Annotated in this window: 10 protein-coding genes, 1 pseudogene and 1 riboswitch; of the genes and pseudogenes, 9 read left to right on the top strand and 2 right to left on the bottom strand. The window is 62.0% G+C overall.

What is annotated here, in order from left to right; translation table 11 throughout:
- The 5 genes and pseudogenes from AC0L2U_RS23660 to AC0L2U_RS23640 form a co-directional block, all read left to right on the top strand.
- Positions 1–324, top strand: a pseudogene (locus AC0L2U_RS23660) (S-(hydroxymethyl)glutathione dehydrogenase); the annotation flags it as partial.
- Between the two features lie 70 nt (positions 325–394).
- Positions 395–865, top strand: coding sequence for a YaiI/YqxD family protein (locus AC0L2U_RS23655; RefSeq protein WP_256748174.1), 471 nt, complete (start codon positions 395–397; stop codon positions 863–865).
- 31 nt (positions 866–896) lie between these two features.
- Positions 897–1,574 carry a DUF1345 domain-containing protein gene (locus tag AC0L2U_RS23650; protein ID WP_023810520.1) on the top strand — a complete coding sequence of 226 codons (678 nt, stop codon included), beginning with the start codon at positions 897–899 and terminating at the stop codon, positions 1,572–1,574.
- A gap of 97 nt (positions 1,575–1,671) precedes the next feature.
- Positions 1,672–2,550 (top strand): cytochrome b/b6 domain-containing protein, encoded by an 879-nt coding sequence (locus tag AC0L2U_RS23645; RefSeq protein ID WP_473602732.1) that lies wholly within the window; start codon positions 1,672–1,674, stop codon positions 2,548–2,550.
- 1 nt (position 2,551) lies between these two features.
- Positions 2,552–3,343 carry a molybdopterin-binding protein gene (locus AC0L2U_RS23640; RefSeq protein WP_473602731.1) on the top strand — a complete coding sequence of 264 codons (792 nt, stop codon included), beginning with the start codon at positions 2,552–2,554 and terminating at the stop codon, positions 3,341–3,343.
- Positions 3,344–3,374: 31 nt separating this feature from the next.
- Here AC0L2U_RS23640 and AC0L2U_RS23635 read toward each other — a convergent pair whose 3' ends face one another.
- Positions 3,375–4,172, bottom strand: coding sequence for a maleate cis-trans isomerase family protein (locus AC0L2U_RS23635; RefSeq protein ID WP_127810557.1), 798 nt, complete (start codon positions 4,170–4,172; stop codon positions 3,375–3,377).
- Positions 4,173–4,393: 221 nt separating this feature from the next.
- Here AC0L2U_RS23635 and AC0L2U_RS23630 point away from each other — a divergent pair, with 221 nt between their 5' ends.
- Positions 4,394–5,674, top strand: a complete 1,281-nt coding sequence (locus tag AC0L2U_RS23630) for a D-amino acid dehydrogenase (protein WP_473602730.1) — start codon at positions 4,394–4,396, stop codon at positions 5,672–5,674.
- 52 nt (positions 5,675–5,726) lie between these two features.
- Positions 5,727–6,410 (top strand): GntR family transcriptional regulator, encoded by a 684-nt coding sequence (locus AC0L2U_RS23625; protein WP_245481738.1) that lies wholly within the window; start codon positions 5,727–5,729, stop codon positions 6,408–6,410.
- 57 nt (positions 6,411–6,467) lie between these two features.
- On the opposite strand, the gene AC0L2U_RS23620 is transcribed toward AC0L2U_RS23625, so the two are convergent.
- The gene (locus AC0L2U_RS23620) at positions 6,468–7,469 is read right to left on the bottom strand and encodes a hypothetical protein (protein ID WP_473602729.1); all 1,002 of its coding nucleotides are present in this window, start codon (positions 7,467–7,469) and stop codon (positions 6,468–6,470) included.
- 243 nt (positions 7,470–7,712) lie between these two features.
- Positions 7,713–7,799: riboswitch (glycine riboswitch) on the top strand.
- 149 nt (positions 7,800–7,948) lie between these two features.
- Here AC0L2U_RS23620 and gcvT point away from each other — a divergent pair.
- Together gcvT and gcvH are read left to right on the top strand one after the other, a co-directional pair.
- Positions 7,949–9,049: a glycine cleavage system aminomethyltransferase GcvT gene (gene gcvT / locus AC0L2U_RS23615; RefSeq protein WP_292699964.1), complete on the top strand. Its 1,101-nt coding sequence runs from the start codon at positions 7,949–7,951 to the stop codon at positions 9,047–9,049.
- A 5-nt stretch (positions 9,050–9,054) separates the two neighbouring features.
- Positions 9,055–9,423 carry a glycine cleavage system protein GcvH gene (gene gcvH, locus AC0L2U_RS23610; protein WP_127320643.1) on the top strand — a complete coding sequence of 123 codons (369 nt, stop codon included), beginning with the start codon at positions 9,055–9,057 and terminating at the stop codon, positions 9,421–9,423.
- Positions 9,424–9,425: the final 2 nt, after the last annotated feature.

Raw genomic sequence — 9,425 nt, 5'->3', positions numbered from 1 at the left:
TGCACCGGCAGCACCAAGGTGATGCGCCAGGCGCTGGAAGCCTCGCATCGCGGCTGGGGCAAGTCGGTCGTCATCGGTGTCGCCGGCGCCGGCCAGGAGATTTCCACACGGCCGTTCCAGCTGGTCACCGGCCGCACCTGGATGGGAACCGCCTTCGGTGGCGCGCGCGGCCGCACCGACGTGCCCAAGATCGTCGACTGGTACATGGACGGCAAGATCCAGATCGACCCGATGATCACTCACACGCTGAAGCTCGAGGACATCAACAAGGGTTTCGATCTCATGCATGAGGGCAAATCGATCAGAAGCGTCGTGGTTTACTGAGGAAGATACCAGGCCGCCGCCCAATCGGCCCGCGACCTCTGTGGTTCACAAGTGGGAGGAGAAAAGAAACATGAGCGAACTCCCCGCCATTCTCGTCGATGCAGACGCCTGCCCGGTCAAGGCCGAGGTCGAAAAAGTGGCCGACCGGCATGGCATCCTTGTCACCTACGTCTCCAATGGCGGCCTGCGGCCATCGCGCGATCCGATGATCCGCAATGTCGTGGTTTCCAAAGGTGCCGATGCCGCCGACGACTGGATCGTGGACAATGCACGCACCAACGACATTGTGATCACCGCCGACATTCCGCTGGCCGCCCGCGCGGTGGCACTCGGCGCGCATGTGCTTGGGCCAACGGGGCGCCCCTTCACGCCGGAAACGATCGGCATGGCGGTAGCGATGCGTGACCTGAAGCAGCATCTGCGCGAGACCGGCGAAAGCAAGGGCTACAATGCCAGCTTCGCGCCGCAAGACCGGTCGCGGTTTCTCGGCGAACTCGACCGCATCTTGCGGCGGGCGCTCAAATCCGCCACACCAGACTAGAAACCGAGCGCCATCCAAGGTTGGAACCGACATGGCTGCCGAAACCCCGGTGAAGTCTCCCATTCAGCGCCACATGTTGTTCGCTGTGTCGGCCTGCGTTGGCGTTTTTGCGCTTCTCGTGGCGTTGCTGCTGCACGCCCCGCTCGCCTATTCGATCGGCGCCAACGCGTTCTTTGCCGCCTATGTCATTCTCGTCGTCGCCCAGATGCCGAAGTTCACCGGCAGGTATCTGAGCAGGAATGCGCGTGCCACGGACCAGCCGGTGCTGGTCATCTTCGCTGTGACGCTTGTCGTCGTCGGCGTTGCCGTTATCTCATTGTTCCTGCTGATCAATCAGAAGGACAGAAGCCATCCCGTCGAGCTCACCTTCGCGCTGCTGTCGATCCCGCTCGGCTGGTTCACCATTCATGCCATGGCAGCGCTCCATTATGCTCATGTCTACTGGATGGACGGCGATGCTGTGGATGCCGAGACCAGGAAGAAAATCCCGGTCGGCGGACTGCTGTTCCCGGGTGACAAACGGCCGGAGGGCTGGGATTTCCTGTACTTCTCGACGGTGATCGGCATGACGGCACAGACCGCCGATACCAACATCTCGACCACGCATATGCGTCGTGTCGTGCTTGTCCATTCCATCCTGTCGTTTTTCTTCAACACGGTCATCGTCGCCGCCGCCGTCAATCTCGCCGTCAGCCTGGGCGGTCCGTAATAAATCCGTGATCAGATGAAACATCGGTTTGGATCGCGACGTATCAGGAGGACAATGAACGCGCAGGCCATGCCGCGAGGCCGGGAGACGAAAGACGATGGAATCCGTTGCCAGAAGCCAATCCGCCGCCGATCCAGGCGCTTCTGCGTCGAACGACAAAACGCTGATCTACCGGCAGTCGCGCTGGACGCGGCTGACGCATTGGCTCTGGGCCATCTCCTTGTTCTTCATGCTGCTGTCAGGCCTGCAGATCTTCAATGCCCGTCCGCAGCTCTATATCGGCAAAGAATCGGGCTTCGACTACAACAACACCATCTTCGCCATCGGCGCCGAGAATTCCGATGCGGGTCCGCGCGGCTACACGGAAATCTTCGGGCTTCGCTTCGACACCACTGGCGTGCTCGGCTGGTCGGGTCCGGCCGGCCAGGAGACGTCCCGCGCCTTTCCATCCTGGGCGACCATCCCGTCCTACTATGACCTCGGCACCGCGCGCGTCATCCATTTCTTCTTTGCCTGGATACTGGCCACGACGTTGATCGTCTGGTTTGTCGCCAGCACCGTGAACGGCCATCTGCGGCGCGATCTCGCGCCACGCCTCGACGATTTGAAGCGATTGCCGCAAGACATCGTCGACCACGCCAAGCTCAAATTCCACCACAGGCGCGAATACAACACGCTGCAGAAGATGGCCTATGGCGGCGTGCTGTTCGTGCTGTTGCCGCTGATGATCATCACCGGCCTGGCCATGTCGCCGAGCATGAATTCGGTGCTGCCGTTCCTCAACGATCTGCTCGGTGGCCGGCAGACGGCACGCACCATCCATTTCACCGTCATGGTGCTATTGGTCGCCTTCTTCGTCGTCCATATCCTGATGATCCTGGCCGCCGGCCCGATCAACGAACTGCGCTCGATCATCACCGGCTGGTATCGGACAGATCCTCCCGCACAGGACGATACAGCCGAGAGGAGTGCCTGACATGGCAAAATTCCAGATCAGCCGCCGCAAATTCCTGACCGGTGCCAGTCTTGGCGTCTCCGGCATCATGCTGTCGGGCTGCGACGCCTTCGACAGTCAGCTAGGTGTTGGCAGCGGCCTGCGCAGTTTCCTCGAAAACGCCAATGGCCTGACCTATCGCGCACAGCGGCTGCTTGCCGGAAGTGACGCGCTGGCCCCGGAATTCACCGAGGCCGACATCCGCCAGCCGCAGCGGCCGAATGGTGTCACCGCTCCCGATGACGATGTCTACAAGGGCTTGCTCGCCAACAACTTTGCCGACTGGCGACTGGAGGTTTCAGGCCTTGTCGAGAAGCCGCTGTCGCTCAGCCGCGAGCAACTCCAGAATATGCCGAGCCGCACCCAGATCACCCGCCATGACTGCGTCGAAGGCTGGAGCTGCATCGCCAAATGGACCGGCACGCCGCTGTCGCTGGTGCTGGACCAGGCGATGGTCAAACCGCAGGCGCGTTACGTCATGTTCCATTGCCTCGACACGATCGACCGCAGCCTGTCGGGCGACATCAAATATTACGGCAGCATCGACCTGGTCGATGCCCGCCACCCACAGACGATCCTCGCCTATGGCCTGAACGGCAAGCCGCTGCCGGTCGAGAACGGCGCTCCGCTGCGGGTTCGCGTCGAGCGCCAACTCGGCTACAAGATGCCGAAATATCTCTACAAGATCGAGCTGGTCGACGGCTTCGCCACTGTCGGCGGCGGTCGCGGCGGCTATTGGGAAGACAATGGCTACGACTGGTCCGGCGGGATCTGATCTGAACACCGCAATTCCGGCTCTGAAGATGCTAGCCTAGCGAGCGGCGAAACAGTTCGCCCTTTCCGGCAATCTGCTCGCCAATGCCGCCAAGCCGCAGCATATGCCAAGCAAGTGCATGGTTGCTCGAGGTTACCGGTTTCCCCAGTTCCTTCTCGACGTCCTCGATGATGCGGGCAACGCGCATGCTGGTGCAGGAAACGAACACCGCCTCACAGTCGCTCGACGCACCGATTTCCAAGATGGCCTGCTTGACCGATGCCGGCGTGATGCGCGCAACGACATTGTCATCCGCCTCGTTGAAGGAGCCCATGACCGGAATGTCCATCCCCCGCGCCATCAGCGATGCACGTAGCGAATGATTGATTTTCGCCAGATAAGGGGTGAGCAGCGCGATCCGCGAGACGCCCAGGGCCTTCAGCGCCGCCCTTGCCGCCGTCACCGGGTTGGTCACTTGCACGCCCGGCAGCACCTCATGAACGCGTTCGGCGACCTTGTGCTCGCCGATAACCAGCGCTCCCGAGGTGCAGGCAAAACCGATCACATCGAACTTGACGTCCGGCAAGAGCCCGACAGTTTCCGGGATGACGGCCGACATCTTCATCAGGTTTTCCGGCGTGATCTCGACATCGCTGTAGAGCCGCGCCTCGTACAGCGCGATGTCGCGCGCGGGCAGCGCATAGCGGAATTCATCCTCGATGGTCTGGTCGGTTCGAAGGACGAGCAGGCCGAGATTGGCGCGGGTGCCGATGCCGTCGTCGGTCTTGAAGGGAATGTGTTCCTTGTCGACGACAAGCGCATCGTCGGCGCGGCTAAGCGGGGCGTCCATGGCGCAGTCCCCTTCCTGATGCCAATCAGAATTGTCGACAATAGAAGCGACAACTTTGCCAAACGTGTCAAGAGCTCCGTTCCAATTTTGGGAACCGGGAAATGCCGGGATTTCGCCCTGTCTGAACGGTGAATCGATCGTCGACCCACGCGCCGTTGACAATGGCCAGCGTCTTCCTGTTGAATTGTCGACAATAGAAACGACAACCATTCGGGTCAGCGATGCGCATATTGATCTTGGGCGGTGGCGTTGTCGGGATCACCACTGCCTATCAGTTGCAGAAGGACGGCCACACGGTCACCGTTCTCGAGCAGGCATCACAGGTGGCCGAAGGGGCAAGCTGGGCAAATGCCGGCATGATCGCGCCCGGCCATTCCTTCGTCTGGTCATCGCCGGCCGCGCCAAAAATCCTGCTGAAGTCGCTGTTCCAGAAAGACCAGGCGCTTCGTTTCAAGCTCTCCGCCGACCCGCATCTCTACGGCTGGTCGCTGCGCTTCCTCATGCAATGCACGGCCGCCAAAGCGCGTCGCAACACCCTTCTCAAACATCGGCTTGCGGTCCATTCCCAATCGGTCCTGCAGGCGGTCGTCAGGGAGGAAGCGATCCAGTACGACAGGACATCGGCCGGCATTCTTTACTTCCACCGCAACCGCCAGGCGCTCGACAAGGGCATCGCCAACATGCGCCTGCTGGAGGCCGACGGCCAGGAGATCCGTATCGTCGACGCGCAGGAAATCGTTGACCGCGAGCCGGCGCTGGCTTCGTCGCGCGACATCATCGCCGGCGGCGTATTGTGTCCGACCGACGAAACCGGCGACGCCGCCAAGTTCACGCGCGCGCTGGCGGCCATCGTCGAAAATAGGGGCGGCAAGATCCTGACAGGGACCAGGATCGTGGGGATCGAACGCAGAAAGGAAACGATCACCAAGATCGTCACCGACAAGGGAGAGTTTCTGGCCGACACCTACGTTCTGTGTCTCGGCGCCGAGAGCCCCGTCCTCGCCCGCAAGATCGGCCTTGGTCTGCCGATCTATCCGGTCAAGGGATATTCCATGACCATTCCCATCGTCGATCAGGCGCTGGCTCCAAAACTCCCTGTCATCGATGAGCACAATCTCGTCGCCATCACGCCGATGGGCGATCGCATCCGCGTGACCGCCACCGCGGAATTCGCGGGCTATGATCGCAGCCACAAGCCTTCGGATTTCGCCTTCATGAAGCGCGTCACGCAGGACCTGTTCCCGCGCGGCATCGCCTATGATCGCGCCGAGATGCGGGCCTGCCTGAGGCCCATGACGCCCGACAACCTGCCGATCCTCGGCCGGCGCGACATTCGAAACCTGTGGCTGAACACCGGGCACGGCCATATCGGCTGGACGATGGCGCATGGATCGGCCCGTATCGTCGCCGATCTGATCGCCGGCCGGGCAGCGCCGATCGCCCTCGACTGCATCCTTCCCACACAGGCGCGGTTCGCCGAACCAAGCGCCGCAAAGGCCTGACGACGCCATGCTCCGACCCGCCAGGCAAAGCAACCGGGACAACAGCGCAGCGTTGGCATCCAAGCCGATCAAGACCGGCCCGCGTGTCTATGAAGAAATCCGTCGCATGGCGATGGATTATCGCTTCAAGCCGAACGAGCGCATCAACGAAGTGGTGCTTGCCGCCAGGCTGAATGTCAGCCGCAGCCCAGTCCGGGAAGCGCTCCAGCGGCTGGTCACGGAGGAACTCATCACTTTCCAGACCAATCGCGGCTTCTTTTGCCGGGGCTTCGATGTCGACGAGATCGTCAATCTTTCCGACGTGCGAGCGGTGCTCGAGGACCGCTCCGTCAGGCTGGCGATCCAGCGCGCGACTGATGAGGAACTCGCCGCGCTCGTCGACTGGTGGGCGCTCACCATGGCGCGCGCCGACTCGTTTTCCAGCACTGAGCTGACCGCCAGGGACGAGGAGTTTCACAACCGCATCGCCAGGCTGTCGGGCAATCCCGAACTGGCGCGCATGCTCGAAGGCATTAACACGCGCATCCATTTCGTTCGCAAGATCGAAGTGGAGAAGCACCGGCGATTGTCGACGACCTACACCGAACACAGCGAAATCGCCCGGGCCATGGTAGCCCGCGATGCCGACAGGGCCGCAAGGCTCATGCACGACCACATCGCCATCAGCGTCGCCGATGCCATGTCGACCGTCAGGGAAGGCTTGGCAAGGATATACATCGACGTCGACCAGATCTAATCGGGCAACCCCAGCTTTGACCGAGGCAACCCATACCGCTCAGGCAACCCCTACCGCTCAGGCGACCTTGTCGAGCAGCGGCCTCAGCGCCGGATGGATTTCCGGTGAGGCGTGCTTGATCAGGGTCAACAGCGCGCGTTCGTTCTCATAAAGAGGCCTGTCGACGCCGATATGTTCGATCAGCCAGCCGGCTTCACCGGCATCGACCGTCTCGGCGCGGCGGGCCAGCGCCTCGGCCGCCCTGTTCTTGGCTTCCCACTCGGCCTCGATGTCGCCTGGCGACCGATAGGCTTCCATGATGCCGGCAAGGCCGCCGGAGATCATGCGGCTGAAGAAGCCGCCTATTTCCGGATCCGCATGTTCGAGGAAGGCATCACGGCGCAGCGCCACATCGCGCGTCGGTGCTTCGTAGCCGGCCGAGCACATGACGAAATTGGCGATCGCCTTGACGAACAGCTCGTTCCAGGACGGATCGTTGTGCCCTTGAGCAGTGCACTCGTTGATCTTGAACAGCACCTCGGCCTCGGCGCGCGTGATGGCGATGTTGCCGTCGCCGCCATGGGCATGGAGGATCCGGCGCAGCCACTCGACCTCCGCCTGTGCGATGAGGCCGGGAGCCAGCGTGCCGCCGAGCATCAGCGGCCCCTTGCCGTCAATGACGGCATGCGCCACCTGCTCCAGCGCATACACACAAAGCTGGCTCGGCGACGATTTCGCCTGTTCCAGCACATGCACCAGCAATTCGAGCTCGGTCCGGCTGTCGACCATGCCATCGCGCGAGATCGTGCGGATCAGCCAGTCGGCATTGTCTTGCGAGATATAGCCCGACGGCTTTTCCTGGTGGACGATATAGTCGGTGACCGCCTCGACGAAGAAGGGCGGCCATTCCTGGCATTTGTCCTTCGCCGTTGCATCGAGCGCAAACAGCGCCTCGGCCTCGCCGCGCGTCACGACGCCATCGCCGAACACTTCATGGCGCAACATCGCCACGTCCTCCGCGGCGATGCGGATTTTCGAGGTCAGCCCGGCCACCGGCGCGCTCATGATCAATTCGCCCATTTGTCGTCCCCGTCCGCCGTCGCCAAGCGCCGGCCCCAAGCGTCATACAAGCCAACATATCAGCAGTGTCTTGAAAAACCGGCAAACGGCGTGGTTAGCGAAGACTTGTCGGCCAACGCATATCGCCCAAAACGTGCCGCGGTTTTGAAGAATGGCATGCACGCGCTTTAGATGTCGCTGACAGGTGACAAGCCGTCGCGCGCGAGCTATGGATGGCGCGTCGAGGACTCAGGGTCTGAGTCCTACCTGTTTGCGGGAGAGAACAGCGAGAGCTGTCGCCGAAGGGGAAATCGCCCGAAATCTCTCAGGCAAAAGAACCGTAGACGGGAAAGACACTCTGGAAAGTCGGGGCTTGCCCCCGCGCCGAAGGTGTAAGCGCCGCTGACAGAGTTCCGGCTGCGCGAGTCTCTCAGGCTTCAGACAGAGGGGCACGGACTGGTCGCCATTCGCGACCGATTGCGTGCGACTCTGGAGACGACATGACGGGCGACGATACAAGACACCTACCCCTCGAAGACATCCATGTAACCGCCGGTGCGCGCTTTGGCGCTTTTGCCGGCTGGTCGATGCCGCTGACCTATCCGGCGGGCGTCATGAAGGAACATCTTCACACCCGCGAACAGGCCGGCCTGTTCGACATCTCGCATATGAAGCTATTCGAAGTCAGCGGGCCGGAGGCGGTTGCGCTGCTCAACCGCGCTTGCCCCTTGGATGCAGGCGCACTCCAAATCTCACAGTCCAAACTGTCCTTTTTCCTCAACGAGGCAGGCGGCATCCTGGACGACCTCATCGTCACCAGACTTGGCGATAGCAGGTTCATGGTAGTCGCCAACGCAGGCAACGCCGTCGCCGATGAAAAGCATTTGCGTGCACTTGCCGCGGATTTCGACGCCAGAGTCGAGCCGCTCGACCGCGTCTTCCTGTCCATCCAGGGTCCTGAAGCCTGGGCCGCCCTTTCCCGCGCCGGCATCGAGACCGGCTCGCTGCTTTTCATGCATGGTGTCGAACCGCGCAAAAACTGGTTCATGAGCCGGTCGGGCTATACGGGCGAGGACGGTTTCGAGATCGGCCTGCCGGAAGCCGATGCACGCGACCTCGTCGCCAAGCTGCTCGGCGACGAACGCGTGCTGTGGATCGGCCTGGCCGCCCGCGACAGCCTGCGGCTGGAGGCAGGACTGTGCCTGCATGGCCAGGACATCACGCCGGAGACCGATCCGGCCAGCGCCGCCTTGATGTGGGCAATTCCAAAGGACATCCGCGCTTCCGGCGCTTTCATCGGCGCCGATGCGCTCCGCGCCGCCGTGGAACGAGGACCCGCGCAAAAGCGGGTAGGGCTTAAGCCGGAAGGCCGCCAGCCGGTGCGTGGCGGTGCCGCGCTTTTTGACGCCGACGGCAATCCGGCCGGCCAGGTCACATCGGGCGGCTTCGGCCCCTCGGCCGGCCATCCGGTCGCCATGGGCTATGTCTCGACACCTCTGGCAAAGCCCGGAACGCGGGTCTTCGCCGATGTGCGCGGGACGAAAATCCCAGTCGATATCAGTTCCCTGCCCTTCACACCCCATCGCTACCGCAAAGGATGATCTCAATGGCAACGACCTATTTCACATCGGATCACGAGTGGCTCCGCGTCGAGGGCGGCATCGCCACGGTCGGCATCACTGATTACGCGCAGGAGCAGCTCGGCGACCTCGTCTTCGTCGAACTGCCGGAGACCGGAAAAAAATTGACCAAGGGCGACACCGCCGTCGTGGTCGAATCCGTCAAGGCGGCATCCGATGTCTATGCACCGGTCGATGGCGAGATCACAGAGGCCAACGGCACGCTGTCGTCGGATCCGTCACTGGTCAACTCGGCCGCAACAGGGGCCGGCTGGCTGTGGAAGATGAAGCTTGCCGACGAAAGCCAGCTCTCTGGCCTCATGGATGAGGCCGCCTACAAAGCCCATATCGGTTGATA

The organism is Mesorhizobium sp. WSM4808 (assembly GCF_055811675.1).
The sequence above is the reverse complement of the archived record's forward strand: the minus strand, read 5'-3'. Positions and strand labels throughout refer to the sequence as shown.

Bases quoted from the DNA above. Each gene is read 5' to 3' on its own strand.
- AC0L2U_RS23645 (WP_473602732.1), top strand. From the start codon at position 1,672: ATGGAATCCGTTGCCAGAAGCCAATCCGCCGCCGATCCAGGCGCTTCT.
- AC0L2U_RS23620 (WP_473602729.1), bottom strand. From the start codon at position 7,469: ATGGGCGAATTGATCATGAGCGCGCCGGTGGCCGGGCTGACCTCGAAA.
- AC0L2U_RS23635 (WP_127810557.1), bottom strand. From the start codon at position 4,172: ATGGACGCCCCGCTTAGCCGCGCCGACGATGCGCTTGTCGTCGACAAG.
- AC0L2U_RS23630 (WP_473602730.1), top strand. From the start codon at position 4,394: ATGCGCATATTGATCTTGGGCGGTGGCGTTGTCGGGATCACCACTGCC.
- AC0L2U_RS23650 (WP_023810520.1), top strand. From the start codon at position 897: ATGGCTGCCGAAACCCCGGTGAAGTCTCCCATTCAGCGCCACATGTTG.
- gcvT (WP_292699964.1), top strand. From the start codon at position 7,949: ATGACGGGCGACGATACAAGACACCTACCCCTCGAAGACATCCATGTA.
- AC0L2U_RS23640 (WP_473602731.1), top strand. From the start codon at position 2,552: ATGGCAAAATTCCAGATCAGCCGCCGCAAATTCCTGACCGGTGCCAGT.
- AC0L2U_RS23655 (WP_256748174.1), top strand. From the start codon at position 395: ATGAGCGAACTCCCCGCCATTCTCGTCGATGCAGACGCCTGCCCGGTC.
- gcvH (WP_127320643.1), top strand. From the start codon at position 9,055: ATGGCAACGACCTATTTCACATCGGATCACGAGTGGCTCCGCGTCGAG.